We start from the raw sequence: 20037 nt of genomic DNA, 5'->3' as shown, positions 1-20037 counted from the left end.
GGTCAGGACGGCGCCGCCGCGCCCACGGGTGTCGGCTCCTGCGCCACCTCGGCGTCCGGCAGGTCCTGCTCCAGCCGCCGTACCGCCCGGGGCAGGCAGGTGACGGCCACCACGCCGAGCAGCAGCACCCCGCAGAGCAAGAACACCATGGCGATCCCGCCGCCGGTGCCCGACCCGGTGAGCCGCCCGACCGAGCCGGCCAGCGGCCCGTCGGCCAGCGGCGTGCCGACGTACTCGGTCAGCGGTCCGGCGGCGGCGAACGCGATCGGGCCGGACGACCAGGCGAGCAGTCGCCGGATGGCGAAGACCCGGCCCTGCACCTCCGTCGGGGTCTTGCGCTGCCAGATGGTCGGGGTGACGGCGTTGGTCACGGCGTAGCCACCCAGGACGCCGAACATGCCGACGGCCAGCAGCCACGGGGTGCCGTGGCTGGCGCCGATGCCCAGCAGCAGGCAGCTGTGCAGGACGGCGACCAGCAGGAGGGCGCGGACCAGGCGGCGCGGCTGCCGGGTGAAGCTCAGCACGCCACTGACGGCGATCATGCCGACCGCGCCGACGGCGTTGATGACGCCGAGCGCCGACGGCGGGTGCGAGCTGAGCACCAACGGCGCGAGCAGGACCAGCGCCATCTCCATCATCAGGTTGTAGCCGGCGAAGAAGAGCAGCAGGCCGAGCAGGCCGCGGCGCTGCCGGATGAAGTGCCAGCCCTGGGTCATCTCGGAGCGCATCGGGAGGCGCGGGGCGCCCTCGACGCGGACCGGCGGGATCGCCGGCCGCAGCCGGTACGACAGCAGCATGGTGGTCGCCGCCACGGCGAAGGTGACCAGGTCGACCAGGAGCAGGCCGCGCAGGCCGAGCACCGCGTACAGCGCTCCGCCGAGCAGGTCACCGAAGACCATGCCGACGGCCTCGGCCATGCCCACCCGGCCGTTGGCCTGGCTGAGCTTGTCCTTGGCCACCAGCTGCGGGACGAGGCTGGAGAAGGCCGGCCACTGGAACGCCTTGAACACCGAGCTGACGGCGGCCATCACGTACAGGTGCCACAGCTGCAGCGCGCCGGCGGTGTGCAGGATCAGCAGCACCAGCGGCCCCGTCGCGGTGCCCAGGTCGCTCAGCAGCATCACCCGCCGCCGGTCGAAGCGGTCGACCACCACGCCGGCGACCGGCAGGGCGAGCAGGCCGGGCAGCGAGGCCGCCAGGATCAGCGTGGCGAACGCCGTGGGCGACCCGGTCCGGGCGAAGATCCACACCCCGACGCCGAAGGCGGTCATCGCCGAGCCGATGAGCGAGGTCGCCTGGCCGGCCCAGATCAGGTTGAAGACGCGCACTCAGCAGGCTCCGGGATCGTCGGGGGCGGTGACCGCCTCGGCCAGCAGCGTGCGGAAGCCACGCAGCCGCTGGAGCACCGCCGGCCGGTCGAACAGCGCGGTGCTGTACTCCAGCCAGCCGGCGAGCCCGTCGGGCGTCTCGTGGCAGCGCATGTGCAGCTCGTAGCGGCAGGTGCCGCGGTCGAGCAGCAGCGGGGTGGCGGTGAGCCCGCTCGGGCCCGGCCCGGCCGGCGGCAGGTTCTGCACGGCGAACATCGCCTGGCACAGCGGCGGCCGGTCGCCGGCCGCGTCGGCGTACGCGGTGACCAGCTGCTCGTACGGCAGCTCACGGTGTTCCCACACCTCGAGGAAGGTCTCCCGGACCCGCCCGACCAGTTCCCGGAAGGTCGGCGCTCCGCGCAGGTCGGCGGGGACCGGCACGATGTTCGCGAACGGCCCGGCGACCCGCTCGGACTCCGGGTCGGGCCGGTTCGCCACCGGCACCGCGACCAGGAACCGCTCCGCGGCGGACAGCCGGTGCAGCCAGCGTTGGAACGCGGCCAGCAGCACCACGAATCCGGTGGCGCCGGTCTCGTCGGCGAGCCGGCGTACCCCGGCGGCCACGGCCGGGTCGACGGTGAACGGCTCCACCGACCCGGCCAGTGACCAGCGCGGTGGCCGGGGCCGGTCGGTGGGCAGCGGCAGCACCGTCGGCACGTCGCGCAGCCGGTCCCGCCAGTAGGTCGCGTCGGCCGCGGAGCGCGGGGTGTCCAGCCGGGCCAGCTGCGCGGCGGCGTAGCCGGCGAAGCCGGGCACCGGCGGCAGCTCGGGCAGCCGGCCTGCGGCGAACTCGTCGTGCAGCGCGGCCAGGTCGCGTTGGAGCACCGAGAGGGTCCAGCCGTCGGCGACGATGTGGTGCACGGTCAGGCCGAGCAGGTGCTCCCGCGGGCCGCAGCGGATCAGCACGGCGCGGGCCAGCGGCCCGCGTTCCAGGTCGAACGGGGCCCGCAGCTCGGCGGTGGCCCGCCGCAGCGCCTCCTGCCCCGGATCGGGTTCCCCCGACACGTCGTGCCGGTTCAGCGGGAGCAGCACCCGGGGCGCCACCACCACGCCCGGTCCCGCTCCGGTGTCCGGGAACCGGGTGCGCAACGCCGGGTGCCGGTCGGCCAGCGCGTCCAGGGCCCGGGCGAGGGCGACCTCGTCCACCTCGCCGACGACCCGGGCGGTGAAACCCACGTTGTACGCGGCGGTGTCCGGCTCCCGCCGGCAGTGCCGCCAGATCGACTCCTGCCCGGGGGTGGGCCGGTCCGCCGCGGTGGCGTCGGGGGTTGCCGGACCGTCGGGCCGGACGTCGGGCCGCACCGGTCCCGCCCGGTCCAGCCAGCCGGCCAGCGCGGCCACCGTCCGCAGGTCGAGGACCTCGCGCAGCGGCACCTGGTGGCCGGTGGCCCGGTGCAGGCGGGCGGCGAGCCGGGCGGCGAGCAGCGAGTGGCCGCCGCGGGCGAAGAAGTCGTCGTCGCGGCCCACCTCCGACGAGCCGACCCGCTCGTCGCCGAGCACCTCGGTGAACACGTCGGCCACCACGGCCTCGGTGGGGGTGCGGGGTGGCGCCGAACGCCGTACCGGCTCGTCGAGCGCGGCCAGCAGCCGGCGGTCCACCTTGTTGTTGGGGGTGCGCGGCAGCGCGGGCAGCACCCGGATGACGGCGGGCACCTGGTATTCGGGGAGCAGGCCGCGCAGCCCGGCGCGGATCGCGTCGGCGTCCAGGGTGGCCGGTGCGACGCAGCCGACCAGCCGGACGACGCCCGAGTCGCCGCGCACCGGCACGACCGCCGCCTCCTCGACGCCGGGCAGGGTGCGCAGCACGCTCTCGACGCCGGCCGGTTCCACCCGGTGGCCGCGGATCTTGACCTGGTCGTCGCCCCGGCCGAGGAAGGTCAGGGTGCCGTCGGCCGCGCGGCGGGCCAGGTCGCCGGTGCGGTACGCCCGGGCCCCCGGAACGCCGGAGAACGGATCGGGTACGAAGCTCGCCGCGGTCAGCGCCGGCTGGCCGTGGTAGCCGTCGGCGAGCCGCCCGCCACCGATCCACACCTCGCCGGGCACGCCCGCCGGGGCCAGGTCGCCGTGCCGGTCGACGATCCACACCCGGGCCCCGGCCACGGGCACCCCGAGCGGGGCGGGACCGCGCTCGCCGGGCGCCGCGTCCACCGGCGCGCTGGTGGTGGTCATCGTGGCCTCGGTCGGCCCGTACTGGTTGACCACCGTCGGCCGCCCGGCGAACGCGGTCCCGGCGCGGGCGCAGTCGGCCCGGTCCAGGGCCTCGCCGGCGGTGAGCAGCAGGCGCAGCCGGCCGCCCGGCGCCGGGCGGCGTTGCTCGGCCACGGTCAGCAGCGCCCGCAGCAGGGTGGGCACCACGCTCAGCACCGCGGTGACCCCGTGCCGGTCGACGGCGGCGACCACGGCCTGCGGGTCGGCGGCCCGCTCGTCGTCGAGCAGGACCACCCGGGCACCGGTGGTCAGCGGCCCGAGCAGGTCGCGGACGCAGGCGTCGAAGGCCAGCCCGGCGAGCTGGAGGACGGTGTCGCCGACGCCGAGGCCGAAGCCGCCCAGGTAGTCGCGGAGGTAGGCCGCCGCGGCGGCGTGCGGGGTGCGGACGCCCTTGGGCCGCCCGGTGGAGCCGGAGGTGTAGACCAGGTACGCCACGGCGGCCGGGTCGACCGTCGCGGCGGTGTCGGGGACGTCGGGATGCTGCCCGGCGATGGTGGCCTCGTCGTCGGCGAGCACCACGGTGGGCAGGCCGCTGCCCGCGCACGCCGCCGCCCAGGGCCGGTCGGTGACGACGGCGACGGCGCCGCTGTCGGCCAGCACGCCACGCAGCCGGGCCGGCGGGTGGGCGGGGTCCAGCGCGACGTACGCGGCGCCGGCCAGCAGCACGGCCAGCACGGCGACCGGCTGCTGCGCTCCCCGGCCCAGGCAGAGGCCGACCAGCGTGCCCGGCCGTACGCCCTGGGCGGTCAGGTGCCGGGCCAGGCGTGCCGCCCGCTCACCGAGCCGGTGGTAGGTCCACTCCCCCTCGTCGGTCACCAGGGCCACCGCGTGCGGGGTGCGGGCGATCTGGTCGAGGACCAGCGTGTGCAGGCAGGCCGGGGCGGGGGCGGCGGCCGGCGGCGCGCCGCCGGCGGCCAGCTCGGCCCGCTCGGCGGGGGTGAGCAGGCCGATCCCGGCCAGCGGGGCGTCCGGAGCGCGGGTCGCCGCGTCGAGCAGGGTGAGCAGGTGCCCGGTCAGCCGCCGGACCCGGTCGCCGCCGAACAGCGGGGTGCGGTGCACGACGCCGCCGCCGAGGCCCTGCTCGCCGTCGGCGAAGAGCACGTTCAGGTCGGCCTTGGAGTGCCGCAGGTCGAACGGTTCCGGCTCCAGGGTGACGCCGTCGGCGAACGGGGCGGCGCCGGCCCGCAGCGGGTCCATCGACACGGCGTACCGGGCCAGCGCCCGGCCGTCGAGCCCGAGCGCGTCGACGACCTGGTCGAACGGGAGCAGCCGGTGTTCCTGGGCGTCGAGCACCGCCGTGCGGGCGGTACGCAGCAGCCTCCGGAAGCCGTCGTCGGCGCGGACCGGCAGCCGCAGGACGGCGGTGTCCAGCAGCAGGCCGACGATGCCGTCGAGGTCGGGCCGGCCCCGGTCGGCGACGGGCATGGTCAGCACCACCTCGTCGGTGGCGCAGTGCCGGGCGAGCACGGCGGCGTACCCGGCCAGCAGCACCATGAACGGGGTGCAGCCCTCGGCCCGGGCCAGCTCCCGTACCCGGTCGGCGGTCGCGGTCGGGACGGTGAACGGCACGGCGGCTCCCGCGGAGCCGTCGCGCGGGCCGTCGGTGGGCAGTTCCGGCGCGTCGGGCAGGCCCGCCAGGCGCTCCCGCCAGTGCGCCAGTTCCGCCGCCCGCGCCTCGTCGGCGAGGGGCCGGTTGCGCCAACTGGCGTAGTCGCCGGCGCCGAGCCGGCCGGGCAGCTCCACGGGCCGGCCGGCCCGCGCCGCCGCGTAGCCGGTGCCCAGGTCGGCCAGGAGCGGCTGGATCGACCAGCCGTCGGCGACGATGTGGTGCAGGGTGAGCGCCAGCACCAGCTCGCCGTCGCCGAGCGGCAGCACGGCGGCGCGCACCAGCGGTCCGGTGTCCAGGTCGAAGCGGGCGCCGGCCTCCTCGGCGAGCGCCGCCGCCAGCGCGCGGTCGCGTCCGGCCGGGTCGAGGCCGCGTAGGTCGACCACGCGCAGCGGCAGGTCGACCCCAACGGCGACGACGCGCACCGGCCGCCCGTCGACCGACGGGAAGCGGGTACGCAGCGCCTCGTGCGCGTCGGGCAGGGCGCGCAGCGCCGCGAGCAGCGCCGGCACGTCGACGTCGCCGCGCAGCCGGCAGACCACCGGCAGGTTGTACGCCGGGTCGCCCGGCTCCAGCTGGTCGGCGAACCAGATCCGCGCCTCGGCCGCCGAGACGTCCGCGACGCCGTCGACGCGGGCGCGTACCGGCTCCACCGGTGGGAGGTCCGGTGCCGTGGCGGGCAACTCGGCGACGCGGGCGGCGAACGCGGCGAGGGTGGGCGCCTCGAAGACCAGCCGCAGCGGCACCGGCCGGCGCAGGCGTTCCCGGAGGGCGAGCAGCGTCTCCATGGCGAGCAGGGAGTGCCCGCCGTGGGTGAAGAAGCTGTCGTCGCGGCCGATCCGCTCGACGCCCAGGGTGCCGGCCCAGACCTCGGCGACGGCCCGTTCCAGGTCGCCGCGCGGCGGCTCGTACGCCTGCACCGGGGCGGCGTCGGGCTCCGGGTCCGGCAGGCTCCTGCGGTCCACCTTGCCGCTGGGCAGCAGCGGGAAGGCGGCCAGCACGGTGAACGCGGCCGGGACCATGTACTCGGGCAGCCGGTCGGCGAGCCAGCCGCGCAGCTGCCCCGGGTCGGGGGTGCCGGCGGCGCTGGGCAGCAGGTACGCGACCAGCCGTGCCCCGCCGGGCCGGTCGTCGCGGGCGGCGACCACCGCCTGCCCGACCGTGGGGTGCTCGGCGAGGACGGACTCGATCTCGCCCAGCTCGATGCGCATGCCGCGGACCTTGACCTGCCGGTCGGCCCGGCCCAGGTAGTCGAGCCGGCCGTCGGGCAGCCGGCGCACCAGGTCACCGGTGCGGTACAGCCGCCCGCCGGGCGGTCCGAACGGGTCCGGCACGAACTGCTCGGCGGTCAGCGCGGGACGGCCGTGGTAGCCGCGGGCGAGCTGCACACCGCCCAGGTGGAGCATGCCGGGCACCCCGACGGGTTGCGGCGCCAGCGCGTCGTCGAGCACGTGACAGCGGACGTTCTCGATCGGGGTGCCGATCGTCACCATCGGCTCCCCCGGCCGGCAGCGCGCGACGGTGACGTTCACCGCCGCCTCCGTCGGACCGTACGCGTTGTAGAGCTCCGCGTCGAGCGCCGCGAGGCAGCGGGCGGCCAGCTCGGGCGGGAGCGCCTCCCCCGCGCTCTTGACCACCCGCAGCGCGGGCACCGGCACGTCGCCGCCGTGTTCCAGCAGCGCGGCCAGCATGGTGGGCACGAACCGGACATAGCCCACCCGCTCGGCGGCCAGCAGCGCGCGCAGGTACTCCGGGTCGCGGTGGCCGCCGGGCTCGGCGATCACCAGCCGGGCGCCGCCGGCCAGGGCGGCGAACACCTCGACCACCGAGTCGTCGAAGGTGACGTTCGTCTTGAGCAGGACGGTCTCGCCGGGGCCGATGCCGAACCGGTCGACCTGCCAGCGGATCTGGTTGTGCGCGGCCCGGTGGCTGACCATCACGCCCTTGGGGCGGCCGGTGGAGCCGGAGGTGTAGAAGACGTACGCCAGCTGGTCGGGCAGGGCCGGCGGCAGGGTCCAGGTGTCGGGGTGGGCGGCGATGGCGGTGGCGTCGGCGTCGAGGCGTACCGGGGTGCAGCCGCCGGCCTCGGCCGCGCCGGCCAGGGCGGTGTGGGTGACGACGACGCGTACCCCGGCGTCGCGCAGGACGCCCGCGGACCGCCCGGCCGGGTGCTCCGGGTCCAGGGGAAGGTAGGCGCCGCCGGAGCGGACGATCCCCAGGATCGCTACCACCAGGTCGAAGGAGCGTTCCAGCAGCACCGCCACCGGCTGGTCGGGCCGCACGCCCAGCGCCCGCAGGTGGTGGGCGAGGCGGTTGGCCCGCCGGTCGAGGTCCCGGTGGGTCAGCTCGGCGCCGTCGCACACCAGCGCGACCGCGTCGCCGTCGCGGGCGGCCCGCTCGGCCACCATGGCCGCCAGGTCGACCGGCCCCGGGTACGCGCGCACGGGCCCCCGCGCGTGCCGGTCGGCCAGGTCACGCTCCGCGGCGTCGAGCAGCGGCAGCCGGCCCAGTTCCCGGTCGGGCTCGGCGACCGCGGCCCGGGTGAGGGTGACGAGGTGACCCAGCATCCGGGCGGCGCTCGCCTCGTCCCACAGCTCGCGGTCGTACTCCAGCAGCAGCTCGTAGGCGTCGCCCGCCTCGGTGACCTGGAGGCTCAGGTCGAACTTGGCGGTACCGGTGGCCGGGCAGGGCAGGTAGACCGCCTTGGCGTCGCCGAGCGCCCAGGTGCCCTGGTCGGCGCCGTTCCAGACCAGCATCACCTCGAACAACGGCGTGCCGGCGACCGCCCGGGACGGCGGCAGGGACGTCACCACGCGTTCGAAGGGCACGCCCTGGTGGGCGAACGCGGCCACGGCGTCGCCGCGGGTCCGGTCGAGCAGGTCCCGGAAGGACAGTCCGGGACGGCAGTCGGCGCGCAGCACGACGGTGTTGACGAACAGGCCGATCAGTGGTTTGAGGCTCGGCTCGGTCCGGCCCGCCACCGGGACGCCGACGAGAAAGTCCGACCGGCCGGAGTATCGGTGCAGCAGGGTCTGCAGGCAGGCGGCCAGCACCATGAACGGGGTGGCCCCCGCGTCGCGGGCCAGCGCGCGGACGGCGGCGGCCAGCTCGGCGTCGACGAGGCCGGACACCAGGCCGCCGGGGCGGGTGCGCCGCTGCGGCGGGCGGCGGTCGGTGGGCAGCTCGAGGGCGGGCGGCAGGTCGGCCAGCCGCTGCCGCCAGTAGGCGAGCTGCTCGTCGTGGTCGCCGGTGTCGAGGCGCCGGCGTTCCCACGCCGCGTAGTCGACGTAGCGGACGGCGGGCGCGGCGGGCCGGGTGCCCCGGCCGAGTTCGGCGGCGTACCCGTGGGCCAGCTCGTGACGCAGGATGTCCATCGACCAGCCGTCGATGGCGATGTGGTGGGCGGTGAGCACCAGGTGGTGCAGCGTGTCGTCGGTACGGGCCAGCACCCCGCGCCACACCGGGCCGGCGCGCAGGTCGAAGGGGCGGCCGAGTTCCGCGGTCTGGAACGCCGCCACGGCGTCCGGGTCGTCGGTCAGGTCGGCGCGACGCAGCGTGAAGGACGGTTCGTCCGGCACCAGCGTCTCGGCGCCGTCGCGCCGCTCGTACCGGCTGCGCAGCACCTCGTGGCGTTCCTCGATGCCGCGCAGCGCCCGCTCCAGCGCCCCGGCGTCGACCGGTCCCTCCAGCCGGAAGGTGAGGATCAGGTGGTAGGCGGAGCCGCCCGGTTCCAACTCGTCGAGGAAGAGCATCCGCTCCTGGGGCGGGGCGACCGGACCGGGGCCGGTGGAGCGTTCGATGGCGGTCCGGGACCCCCGGTCGCGGCGGGCCGCGGCGAGCCGGCGGCCGAGCAGGTCGCGCAGCTTGTCAGCGTCGGTGGCCGGCACCCTGGGACTCCTTCCCGCCGGTCCCGGCCGCCTGCGCCGTATCCGCCGCCTGCGCCGACTGCGCAGCCTCGGCGGCCTCGATCTGGTCGAGCAGGGCCCGTTCGACCACGGCGGCGAAGCCGGCAAGGGTGGGATGGTTGAGCACCGTCACCGGCGGCACGGTGACCTGGAGGTCGCTGCTGAGCCGGGCCAGCACCTGCGGGATCAGCATCGAGTGGCCGCCCAGGTCGAAGAAGCCGTCCTCGGCGCCGACCCGGTCGACCCCGAGCACCTCCGCCCACAGCTCGGCCACCACCTCCTCCACCGGGGTACGCGGCGCGACGTACGTCGCGCCGCCGGCGTCGGCGAAGTCGGGGGCCGGCAGGGCGGCCCGGTCCAGCTTGCCGTTGGCGGTGACGGGCAACGCGTCCAGCGCGACGATCTGCGCCGGCACCATGTACGGCGGCAGCCGGTCGGCCAGGCCGGCACGCAACCCGGCCGGGTCCAGCGTGGCCCCGGCGCTCGGCACCGCGTACGCGACCAGGTGCAGGTTGGGGGCGGTGCCGTGCACGGCGGCGACGGCGGAGCCCACCCCGGGCAGGGCCGCCAGGTTCACCTCGACCTCGCCCAGCTCGACGCGGAAGCCCCGGATCTTGACCTGGTCGTCCTGCCGGCCGAGGAACTCGATCACCCCGTCGGGCCAGAACCGGGCGCGGTCGCCGGTGCGGTACAACCGCCCGCCGGGCGTGTGGCCGTACGGGTCGGGGACGAACTTGGCGGCGGTCAGCCGCGGGTCGGCGTGGTAGCCGGTGGCCAGGCAGCCGCCGCCGATGTAGAGGTCACCGGGGGCGCCGACCGGCGCGGGCCGCAGCCCGGCGTCGAGCACGTGGTAGCGGGCGTTGGTGATCGGGCGGCCGTACGGAATGCTCGGCCAGTCCGGGTCGACCTTGGTCACCGGGAAGTGGTTGGACCAGATCGCCGCCTCGGTGGCGCCGCCGAGCGCCACCACCTCCGGGTCGGCGAAGGCGGTGCGGGCGGCGTCCGGCAGGGTCAGCGGCACCCAGTCGCCGCTGAGGAAGACCAGGCGCAGCGAGTGCTCGGCGGGCGGCTCGCGCAGGGCGAAGAACGGTTCCAGCTGCTGCAAGGCGGCCGGGGCGGAGTCCCAGAAGGTGACCGGCTCGTCGTCCAGGACGGCCAGCAGCCGCTGCGGGTCGCGCAGTTCCTCGGTCGCGGCCACCCGGACGCTGCCGCCCGCGGCGAGCAGCCCGAAGATGTCGTAGACCGACAGGTCGAAGCTGAGCGAGGCGGTGCAGAGCACCTGGTCGGCCGGGCCCACCCGGTACGTCTCGTTGACCCAGCGGATCAGGTTCACCGCCGGCGCGTGCGCCACCGCCACTCCCTTGGGCCGGCCGGTGGAGCCGGAGGTGAAGATCGTGTACGCCGGGTCGTCGGGGTGGGCGCGGTCGGGCCGGGGCGCACCCGCCGCAGGCGCGGCGAGCGCGTCGTCGACCACCACCCCGTCCGTCGTCCCGGCCGCCGGTGGCCGGCCGTCGCCGCCCAGCCAGAGCGCCGCCCGCAGCGCGGGCAGTCCCGCGCAGCGCCGCAGCACCTCCGGTACGGCGTCCGGGTCGCTGAGCACCACCGGCGCGGCGAGCGTCCCCACCAGTTCGCGTACCCGCTCGGCGGGCAGCGCCGGGTCGACCGGCGCGTACGCGGCGCCGGCCTTCAGGACGCCGAGCAGGGCGACCACCATCCGGACGGTGCGGCGCAGGTAGAGCGCCACCGTGTCGCCGCGACCGACGCCCGCCGCGGCGAGCCGGGCGGCCAGCCGATCGGCGGCGGCGTCGAGTTCGGCGTAGCTGAGCCGGTCCGCGCCCTGGACGACGGCGAGCGCGTCCGGGGTGCGGGCGGCCTGGAGTTCGAAGAGCTCGTGCAGGCAGCGCGGCTCGCCGAGGTCGCGCGCGGTGTCGTTCCACTCTCCGAGGAGTTGGGCGAGTTCGGCGTCCGACAGCGGGCCGAGGTCGCCCACCGGGTCGGTGTCGGCGGCGGCGACCAGCCTGGACACGATCCGGTCGAGGTGGGTGAGCAGCCGGTCGGCGTCGACGCCGGCGAGCAGGCCGTGGGCGTGGTCGAGGTGCAACCCGGGTTCCGGGCCGAGCGCGACGGTCAGCTCGATGTCGTACGCGGACCCGGTGGTGACGGGCGCTGCGCGGGTGACCCGCACGACGGTGCCGAAGAGGGCTACGCCGTCGGCGAGGCCGGCGCAGGCGGCCAGCTCGGCCGGGGTCGGTCCGGCGTGTGCGGCGCCGGCCGCGCAGCCGTCCCGGACGTCGTCGAGGTGTTCGGCGAGGGGCCGCAGCGGGTCCACCCGTACCCGCATCGGCCACGGCTCGCCGCCGGATCCGTCGGGGAGCACGCCGTGCACCACGTCCTGCTCGCCGGCGTGGGCGGCGATCAGCAGCCCGACGGCGGCCAGGACGAGGTGTTCGGGTCGCCGGCCGGCCGTCGCGGCGGCGCGCTCCAGCTCGGACACCCGCCCCGCCGGCCACGGCAGCCGGGCCCGGCCGCGCTCGCCTGCACCGGAGGCGGCGGGACGCTCGACGCCCAGCCGCGTCGGCTGGGTGACCCCGGCGAGCCGCTCCCGCCAGTACCGCAGCGCTTCGTCCGCATTCACCCGGGCACTCCTTCGTTCCGTCGTCCCCGTCATTCGGCGAGCAGGGACTTCAGTTGTGTGGCGATGGTGAGCAGGGGGTCGACGATCCGCAGCCCGCCGCCGCGCAGCCGGCGGGTCAGCAGGTGGACCTCCGTGCACCCGGCGATCAACCCCTGGCAGCCGTGCTCGGCCGCGATCCGCAGGAAGCGGTCGGTGATCTCGTCGGTGACGGGTTCCCACTTGAGCCGGTAGAGCAGCTGGTGCAGGGTCTCCTGCACCCGAGGCCCGGGCAGCACGACCCGGTGGGCCACGGCGGGCCAGCGGGCGCTGCGCTCCAGGACGCGGGCGTCGCGGGTGCCGTGGGTCGCGACCAGCAGCAGGCGTTCCCCGGCGCCGACGGTCTCCAGGTCGTCGAGGATCACGTCGACCAGCGAGATCACCCGGGCGCGCCGGTCCGGTTCGAGCCGGTCGAGGAAGTGGTGGGCGGTCACGCAGGCGACCACGATCCGGGTGGCACCGAGGTGTTCCAGACCGGCCAGCCGGCGCGCGAGCCGCGCCACGAACTCGGTCTCCCCGCCGGCGCGGATCACCTCGGTCCGGTCGGGGAAGGCCGGGTCCGAGTCGAGCAGGCAGCGGGGAAGGACCTGCTCGGCGAAGGGGCCGGAGCGCTCGGCCGCCGACTCGTACACGGTCTGGAGGAAGCCGGCCGACGCCGACGGGCCCATCCCGCCGAGCACACCCAGGGCGCCGTCGTAACCGGTAGCCGTCATGCGCCCAGTAAAGCCGCGTCGGGCTAAGGCAATTTCTAGTTGAGCCCCGGCCGCCGCGGCACTAAGGGTTCTTTCAGTGGGCGACCAGCGGGCTCGCGAGGCCCGCGCCGGGCATCGATACTCCGGACGTGGGCCAGCGACGGAAGGCAATTCGGGCGGGGTCAGGATCGGATGTACTCGGGCAGCACCTTGGGCGGCCAGCAGCCGATGCTGAACACCCCCATCGAGTACGCCTTCGCGGCGAGTGCCGTACGGTTCGGCACCTTGAACTGGCGCAGCAGAATGCTCACGTGGTATTCGATTCCTTGGCGGCTCAGGAAGAGTTTCGCCGCCAGCCGCACGGTCGGGTCGCCCGCCGCCACGCCCTCCAGGATCCGGGCGGTGAGGGCGGTCAGCTTCCGCTGCTCCCGCACCACGGGCACGGTTTCGTCGACCCGCTCCGGGGCGAACTGCACCACGATCATGCGGATCCTGCCGGTGGCGTCGTCCACCGGAAAGGCGGCCAGTTGCCCGGTGACGTCCGTTCCCTCGAAACGCGCGGCGAGCGAGTGGCAGGCGGCCCGGGTGGGCCGGCCCTGGACCAGCCGCTCGAACTGGCGCAGCAGGTTCTGTCGCACGCTGAGGTGCAGGAAGGCCAGGAAGCTCTGGTTCCGGATGGCCTCTCGGGGCCGCCCGCACTGTTCGCTGAACACCTGGTTCGAGGCCCGTACGCGCAGCGCCGGGTCGAGGACCGCCAACCCGATGCCGGACTTCTCGAACAGGGAGAGCACCACGTCCCCGTACTCTTCGCCGCTGATCTCCGCGGCCGGCGTCACCGGCGTGACGGCGCGCTGGTTCCGGGGCAGCTGCTGGGGATACGGGACGAAGGGCAGTTCTACCAATGAATTCGCGGTGTACATGTGGTGACAGCTCTCCCGTGTCGATTGTGCGGCACGCCAGGCCAGTGAATCAGATGCACGACGATTAGCGGCAACAGAACAGCCCCGGAAAGGGCCCGTACCGGTGAATGGAAGGACCGTTCACGGGGTCACGCCGGCGCTCGGTAAACAATTCTATTCAGGCACAGGTGATCAGCGCCGGACCCTTTTTCGATACGGGCCGAAGTTACAACCGGTCCGATGATGCCGTCAAGGTGGTCGATCTCCTCGGCGGGCATGGCAAATCTTGCAGGCCACCGTAGCCGGATGGTGCGGCCCGGTTGGTGCGGCCCGGATGGCGCGGTTGAGGGCCGGCCCGGCCTGTGTCACGGTCTTGTCCTGGAGGTTGCGCTCAGGGCCGGACCCGGCCGTGACCCGCGACGAAAGGTACGAGCGTTGCGCGAGTTCGGCGATCCATCCGCCGCCGGGGCACCGGCACGCGTGCTGCCGTGGCTCGACGCCGGCGGGCAGCCGCCCGCGCTGCGGCTGTTCTGCTTCGCGCACGCCGGCGGCGGTGCGGCCGCGTTCCGCCCCTGGGTCACCGGCGGGCGCCGGACACCGGTCCAGGTCTGCCCGGTCCGGGCGCCCGGCCGCGAGAGCCGGTGGGACGAGCCCCGCCTCGACCGGGTCGCCGACCTCGCCGAGGACTTCCTCCGGGCGGCGGCGCCGCTGCTGAGCACACCCTTCGCGTTGCTCGGCAACAGCCTCGGGTCACTGGTCGCCTTCGAGGTGGCGCGACGGTTGGCCGACCGCGGCCTGCCGGCACCGGTGCACCTGCTGGTCGGCGCGTCACCCCCACCCGGGGTGGAGGCCCGCCGGCTCCGGCTGTCCGGGCTCTCCGACGCGGAGTTCACCGACGAGCTGCAACGCCGCTACGGCGGCATTCCCGACGTGATCCGCGACGACCCCGATCTCCTGCGGGAGTACCTGCCGACGCTGCGCAGCGACGTCGCCGCGGTGGAGGGCTACCGGCCGGCGCCGGAGCCGCTGCTCGGCTGCCCGGTGACGGCTCTGGTCGGGGTGGACGACGCCAGCGTGCCGGTGGACGAGGTGGCCGGCTGGCGGGAGTGGACCAGCGGTCCGTTCACCCGCCAGCTGCTGCCGGGCGGGCACTTCACCGTGCTGGACCACCGTGACCTGGTGCTGGACCTGCTCGGATCGGTGCGGGTGCACTGACCGCCACGGCCGGGAGCGTCCGGCCCGGCCGGTGATCATCGCCACGTCGCCCCGAACTCTCCCCTGACGGAAGGGTAGGGTTCGGTCCGTTGATCAGCGGTCCGGGGCCCGTACGTCGTCCCGGCCGAACCCTTCCGCGCCTTCGCGCGTCGAGTGGAAATGGTTACATGTCCATGCTTCCCGCGGCCGTCCGGCCGCGCCTGTCCCGTCCGTCCTGGTTGTCGCCGAAGGTGTTCCGCACCGAGGTTCTCGCCGGCCTGGTCGTCGCCCTTGCGTTGATCCCGGAGGCGATCTCCTTCTCGATCCTGGCTGGCGTCGACCCCCGGGTCGGCCTGTTCGCCTCGTTCACCATGGCCGTCACCATCGCGATCTGCGGCGGCCGGCCGGCGATGATCTCCGCCGCGACCGGCGCCGTCGCGCTCGTCGTCGCACCCCTCGCCAAGAAGTACGGACTGGACCACCTGGTCGCCGCGGTGATCCTCGGCGGCGCGATCCAGGTCCTGCTCGCCGCGCTCGGGGTGGCGAAGCTGATGCGCTTCATCCCCCGCAGCGTCATGGTCGGCTTCGTCAACGCCCTGGCGATCCTGATCTTCGCCGCCCAGATGCCGCATCTGCTCGGCGTGCCGTGGCTGGTGTACCCGCTCGTCGCCGTCGCCCTCGCGATCATGGTCGGACTGCCCCGACTCACCCGTGCCGTGCCCGCGCCGCTGGTCGCCATCGTGGTGCTGACCCTGATCACGGTCGCCACGCACGCGGCGGTGCCGACCGTCGGCGACGAGGGCGCCCTGCCGGACAGCCTGCCCACCCTCGGCCTGCCGCAGATTCCGTGGACGCTGGACACCCTCACCCTGATCGCCCCCTACGCACTGGGCATCGCGCTGGTCGGGCTGATGGAGTCGCTGATGACCGCCAAGCTGGTGGACGACATCACCGACACCCCCTCCAGCAAGACCCGGGAGTCGTGGGGCCAGGGTGTCGCCAACATCGTCACCGGCCTCTTCGGCGGCATGGGCGGCTGCGCCATGATCGGCCAGACGATGATCAACGTGAAGGCGTCCGGCGCCCGTACCCGGCTCTCCACGTTCCTCGCCGGCGTCTTCCTGCTGATCCTGGTGGTCGCGCTCGGCGACGTCGTCGCGGTCATCCCGATGGCCGCCCTGGTCGCCGTGATGGTCATCGTCGCGGTGTCGACGTTCGACTGGCACTCCGTCGCCCCCGCCACGCTCAGGCGGATGCCGTACGGCGAGACGGTCGTCATGCTCGCCACCGTGGCGACCACCCTGGCCACCCACAACCTGGCCGTCGGCGTGGTGGTCGGCGTGCTCACCGCCATGGTGATCTTCGCCCGGCGGGTCGCCCACCTGGTGGAGGTGACCAGCGTGCTCGACCCCGACGGCGGCACCCGGATCTACTCGGTGCACGGTGAGCTGTTCTTCGCCTCCAGCAACGACCTCGTCGGCCAGTTCGACTACGCGGGCGACCCCGACACGGTGGTGATCGACATGACCCACGCGCACGTCTGGGACGCCTCCTCCGTCGCCGCCCTCGACGCGATCACCACCAAGTACGCCACCCGCGGCAAAACTGTCGAGATCATCGAGCTGAACAAGCCCAGCGCCCGCATCCACGACACCCTCGCCGGCCAGCTCGGCGTCGGCCACTGATGGCCGCCACCAGCCGCGGCACCGGGCCGGAGCAGCACGCCTCCGGCCCGGCCACCGGACGTCTCATGCAGATCGGCGAGGCCGCCGAGCGGGTCGGGCTCAGCATCCGCACCATCCGGCACTACGAGGAGGTCGGCCTCATCGTGCCCTCCGCCCGCAGCGAGGGCGGCTTCCGGCTCTACACCGCCCCCGACCTCGACCGGCTCGCCGTGGTCAAGCGGATGAAGCCGCTCGGGTTCACCCTCGACGAGATGCGCGACCTGCTCGGTGTGCTCGACGCGCTCGGCACCGCCACCGGGGCGGACCGGGCCGCCCTGCTCGACCGGCTCGGCGCGTTCCACACCGCCGCCACGACCCGGGTCACCGCGCTGCGCGACCAACTCGCCATGGCCGAAGGCTTCGCCGGCACGCTGCGCGACGAACTGGACCGCCACGGCGGTCCGACCACCTGAGCACCACCGTTCGCGCCGGCGGGCTGGCGTGGGCGGAACGGACGACCCGGCAGGGTGTGGCACCGCTCACCGCGGGAGGGCCGACGGATGGCGCCCGCCGGCCCTCCCGCAGCGGAGGTCACCGTCCGTAGAGCTCGTACTCGTAGAGGGAGAACCCGTACGAGGTGGCCCGCTTGACCCCGTACACCCGCACGTAGCGGGCGGCGACCGGGGCGAAGGTGACGTTGTCGACGCCGCCGTTGCCGGTGGTGGTGGCGAACACCGGCGTCCAGGAGCTGCCGTCGCCGGAAACCTCGATCCGGTACGCGGTGGCGTACGCGGACTCCCAGCGCAGCACCGCCCGGCTGACGGTGCGGGCGGCGCCGAGGTCGACCCGGAGCCACTGGTTGTCGTTGTAGCTGCTGGCCCACCGGCTGCCGAGGCTGCCGTCGACCGCCTTGTTCGGCGTGTAGCTGGTCAGGAACTGGGTGCTGGACGCGCTGGCCGGGCGGCCCTGGGCCAGGTTGGTGACGTCGTCGCCCCGGCGCGCCGGGAACGAGACGACCTGCTGGTACGTGGGACGGTTCTGCCAGGCGATCAGCGGGTGGGTGATGCCGCCCAGCCCGGACTGGGCGATCGCGTCGGCGCACCACTGGTCGCCCGCGCCGCAGGACTTGTCGCCCGGGTAGACGGTGCTGGCCGGCACGGCGGCGGCCTGGCCGAGCGCGCCGAGCAGCGCCGTCCGGCACGCGCCGAGGTCGCCGCCACCGCAGTACGCCCGCCCGAGGCCGCCCGCCACCGGGTCGCCGAGCACGGCGCGCACGTCCTTGTCGACGTAGCCCCACCAGCCGTACTGGAACGACGAGCCCTTGTGGGCCTGGCCCTGCGCGGTCCAGCTCACCGTGCCGTCCCGCCCGCCGTTCTGGCCGCCCGACGGCGCCTCGTTGACCTCGATGGCGTCGACCAGCGCGGCGTACAGGTCCGGGCCGAGGCCGGTGCGGAACTCCGCCGAGGCGAGCAGCGGCCACCAGGCGTCGAAGATCCGGATGGCGTCGGCGTGCTGGTAGACCTTGGAGCCGGGGGCCGTCTCCACCCGTCGCGCGCCGGCCTGCTGCCAGGCGCGCAGCTTGCTGATCGCGTCGGCCAGCGCCGGGTCGGTGACCGGCGCGCTGTCGAGCACCCGCAGCAGGTCGCCGAGGACCTGCTGGCCGCGCAGGTCGGTCACCGCCGCGTCGGCCATGATCTTCACGACGTCGGCGCGGCCGAGTTTGCGCTGGGCGATCGCGGCGCGCACCGGGCCGTCGAGCAGCTGACCCCGGTGTACGGAGCCGAAGCTGAAGTTGCCGTCGGCCGCCCCGAAGTCCCGCGCCTGCTTGTTGTTCCAGCTGACGTAGTAGTCCTGGTTGACCGACTGCGGGTGGGCCGAGGGCGGGGCGTAGGTGGCGTCGTTGGTGTCGGGGTTCCAGCCGACCCACTCGTACGCCGGCTCGGCCTTCGCCGGCAGGTTCGGGTCGGTGACCGACGACCGGACCGGATTCGCGCCGGAGTTGTAGTACGCCGCCTCGGTCGAGTTGACGTAGAACCAGTTGAACGCGTAGCCGACGCTGGCGGCGGACGCCTGGAAGGCCGCCGCGCTGCCCATCGCCGACGGGTCGTTGTAGGCCTGGAAGCCGATCGCGGAGTCGGCCTCGTGCCGGTAGGTGGAGCGCAGCCTGGTGAACGCGGTCGGCTGCCCGTTCACCAGCCCCCGGTAGGCGACCAGCCCGTACTTCGTGCGCAGGGCGCGCAGCGTGTAGGAGCCGGCCGGGGTGGAGTCGGCCAGCGTCGGCGACCAGGAGTTGCGCTGCTCCAGGACCTCCATGGCCAGGCACTGTCCGTGGTAGAGGTAGCTGTTGGTGCGCAGCGTCGGCGCGGTGCCGTCGGTGGTGCACAGCGGTACCGCGTAGGTGTCGGTGAGGTCCTGGGAGGCCGACGTGGCACTCCACGCGTAGTCCTGGCCGCGGCCGAGCAGCACGTAGAGGTTCAGCCCGGCGAACGCGGCGCCGCGCGCGCTGATCCCGGGCCCCTGCAACTCCTGGAGCATGAGCAGTTGCGGGGCGAAGTAGCCGGTCTGTGGGCCGAACACGGCGACCGGGTTGCCGGTGGTGGTGTGCCGTCCGGAGACCACCACCGCGTTGGACATGCCGTGGGCGCGCAGGTTGGTCAGGCCGCCCAGCAGCCCCTGGGTGGCGGTGCTGGTGCCGGTGAGGGTGGTGGCCCCGCCGCTGGCGTCGTAGGCGAGCGGTTCGGCGGTGACGGTGCCGGCGTCGGGGAGCACGGCGCTGGTCGCGCCGGGCGGTGTCGCACCGTACGGGAAGCTCTGCCCGTCGTGCAGGGTGAGCACGGTCTCCGGGTCGTTCTGCGAGCGGAACGCCGCCCACACCCGGTCGCCCTCGGTGGCGCCGTACTTCGCCCGGGCGGCCACCCGGACCAGCGCGGACTGGATCTCGCTGCCGCCGCCCCCGCCGAAGAGCCCACCGATCACGCCGGCGGTGGCGATCAGGTCGGTCATGGTGAAGTGCTTCGGCTTGCCGGCGCCGGCGAGGACGTACTCGCCGGGGTAGTTGTCGTCGGCGATGGACTTGTCGATGTAGGCGTTGATGCCGGCGATGTAGTCGACGACGTCGGTGTAGAGCTGCTGGCCGCGGGGGCCCTTGGTGCGCAGCGCGTCCACCTGGGCCTGGAGGTCCGCCTCGGTGTAGGGCGAGTTGGCCCAGACGCTCTGCTCCAGTTCCCGGTTGCCGGGGGCGCCTCCGGCGAACGAGGTGACGTTGCCGCGCCCGACGTGTCGCAGCAGGTCCATCACCCAGAGCCGGTCCTGGGCTCCGGCGTAGCCGGCGCCGAACATGGTGCCGGCGCGGGTGGTGCCGGTGACGTGCGGGACGCCGGTGGCCCGGTCGCGCACGATGGTGACGTCGGCGCGTGGCGACACGGTGCTCTCCACCTGTGCGGCGGGCACCCCGAACGAGGAGTCGTTGTAGAAGTGGGCGATCTGCTCGTCGGTCAGCCCGGCGTAGTTGTAGACCAGGTTCGCGTACTCGTCGAGCTGGTCGCTGGAGTGCGCCGGGCGGGTGCCGAGCGCCTGGTGGGCCAGGATGCCGGCGAGGGTGGCATTGCCGTTCTCCCCCGGGGGCAGGATGTCGGCGCACTGGCCGAGGCAGTAGTCGTTGGCGGCGAACGTGGTGGCGGCCAGCGCCGGTGACGGTGGGGTGACCGTCAGGACGCTGGCGGTCAGGGCGGCGGCGCTGACCGCCGCGAGCCGGGCGCGGAGAGCGGGTCTGGGCATGGCGATCCTCCGGGGACGCGGAGTCGGGCCTTCGGTACGCCCGGCTGCCGGTGC

The 20037-nt window shown here is 74.8% G+C and carries 9 protein-coding genes; 3 read left to right on the top strand and 6 right to left on the bottom strand.

What is annotated here, in order from left to right:
* Nucleotides 1-2 precede the first annotated feature (2 nt).
* The 5 genes from GA0074704_RS15345 to GA0074704_RS15325 form a co-directional block, all read right to left on the bottom strand.
* Complete coding sequence (locus GA0074704_RS15345; protein ID WP_088971142.1) at nucleotides 3-1328, bottom strand: MFS transporter; 1326 nt, start codon at nucleotides 1326-1328, stop codon at nucleotides 3-5.
* Nucleotides 1329-9068, bottom strand: a complete 7740-nt coding sequence (locus GA0074704_RS15340; RefSeq protein WP_088971141.1) for an amino acid adenylation domain-containing protein — start codon at nucleotides 9066-9068, stop codon at nucleotides 1329-1331.
* Nucleotides 9049-11721 (bottom strand): non-ribosomal peptide synthetase, encoded by a 2673-nt coding sequence (locus GA0074704_RS15335; protein WP_088971140.1) that lies wholly within the window; start codon nucleotides 11719-11721, stop codon nucleotides 9049-9051. Before GA0074704_RS15335 ends, GA0074704_RS15340 begins: the two co-directional genes overlap by 20 nt.
* Nucleotides 11722-11750: 29 nt before the next feature.
* On the bottom strand, nucleotides 11751-12470 hold the full coding sequence (locus GA0074704_RS15330) for an aspartate/glutamate racemase family protein (RefSeq protein ID WP_197697534.1): 720 nt from the start codon (nucleotides 12468-12470) through the stop codon (nucleotides 11751-11753).
* Nucleotides 12471-12631: 161 nt separating this feature from the next.
* On the bottom strand, nucleotides 12632-13369 hold the full coding sequence (locus tag GA0074704_RS15325) for a PAS domain-containing protein (RefSeq protein ID WP_088971139.1): 738 nt from the start codon (nucleotides 13367-13369) through the stop codon (nucleotides 12632-12634).
* 414 nt (nucleotides 13370-13783) lie between these two features.
* Between GA0074704_RS15325 and GA0074704_RS15320 the strand changes: the two genes are divergently transcribed.
* The 3 genes from GA0074704_RS15320 (at nucleotide 13784) to GA0074704_RS15310 (ending at nucleotide 16679) form a co-directional block, all read left to right on the top strand.
* Nucleotides 13784-14563: a thioesterase II family protein gene (locus tag GA0074704_RS15320; protein WP_157743696.1), complete on the top strand. Its 780-nt coding sequence runs from the start codon at nucleotides 13784-13786 to the stop codon at nucleotides 14561-14563.
* A 173-nt stretch (nucleotides 14564-14736) separates the two neighbouring features.
* The gene (locus GA0074704_RS15315; protein ID WP_377471860.1) at nucleotides 14737-16227 is read left to right on the top strand and encodes a SulP family inorganic anion transporter; all 1491 of its coding nucleotides are present in this window, start codon (nucleotides 14737-14739) and stop codon (nucleotides 16225-16227) included.
* Entirely contained in the window at nucleotides 16227-16679 is a 453-nt protein-coding gene (locus GA0074704_RS15310) for a MerR family transcriptional regulator (RefSeq protein WP_157743695.1), read from the top strand. The genes GA0074704_RS15315 and GA0074704_RS15310 overlap by 1 nt, the downstream gene beginning before the upstream one ends.
* Nucleotides 16680-16797: 118 nt before the next feature.
* Here the strand turns inward: GA0074704_RS15310 and GA0074704_RS15305 are convergent, their stop codons facing one another.
* Nucleotides 16798-19983, bottom strand: coding sequence for a penicillin acylase family protein (locus tag GA0074704_RS15305; RefSeq protein ID WP_088971136.1), 3186 nt, complete (start codon nucleotides 19981-19983; stop codon nucleotides 16798-16800).
* Nucleotides 19984-20037 lie beyond the last annotated feature (54 nt).

It is taken from the genome of Micromonospora siamensis (assembly GCF_900090305.1).
GTDB classification, from domain to species: Bacteria; Actinomycetota; Actinomycetes; order Mycobacteriales; family Micromonosporaceae; genus Micromonospora; species Micromonospora siamensis.
Note: the sequence above shows the minus strand (reverse complement) of the source record. Positions and strands in the feature narration are given on the sequence as shown.

What these genes read in the sequence shown, in the direction of transcription:
- GA0074704_RS15330 (WP_197697534.1), bottom strand. Translation starts at nt 12,470, where the DNA reads ATGACGGCTACCGGTTACGACGGCGCCCTGGGTGTGCTCGGCGGGATG.
- GA0074704_RS15315 (WP_377471860.1), top strand. Translation starts at nt 14,737, where the DNA reads ATGCTTCCCGCGGCCGTCCGGCCGCGCCTGTCCCGTCCGTCCTGGTTG.
- GA0074704_RS15310 (WP_157743695.1), top strand. Translation starts at nt 16,227, where the DNA reads ATGGCCGCCACCAGCCGCGGCACCGGGCCGGAGCAGCACGCCTCCGGC.
- GA0074704_RS15325 (WP_088971139.1), bottom strand. Translation starts at nt 13,369, where the DNA reads ATGTACACCGCGAATTCATTGGTAGAACTGCCCTTCGTCCCGTATCCC.
- GA0074704_RS15305 (WP_088971136.1), bottom strand. Translation starts at nt 19,983, where the DNA reads ATGCCCAGACCCGCTCTCCGCGCCCGGCTCGCGGCGGTCAGCGCCGCC.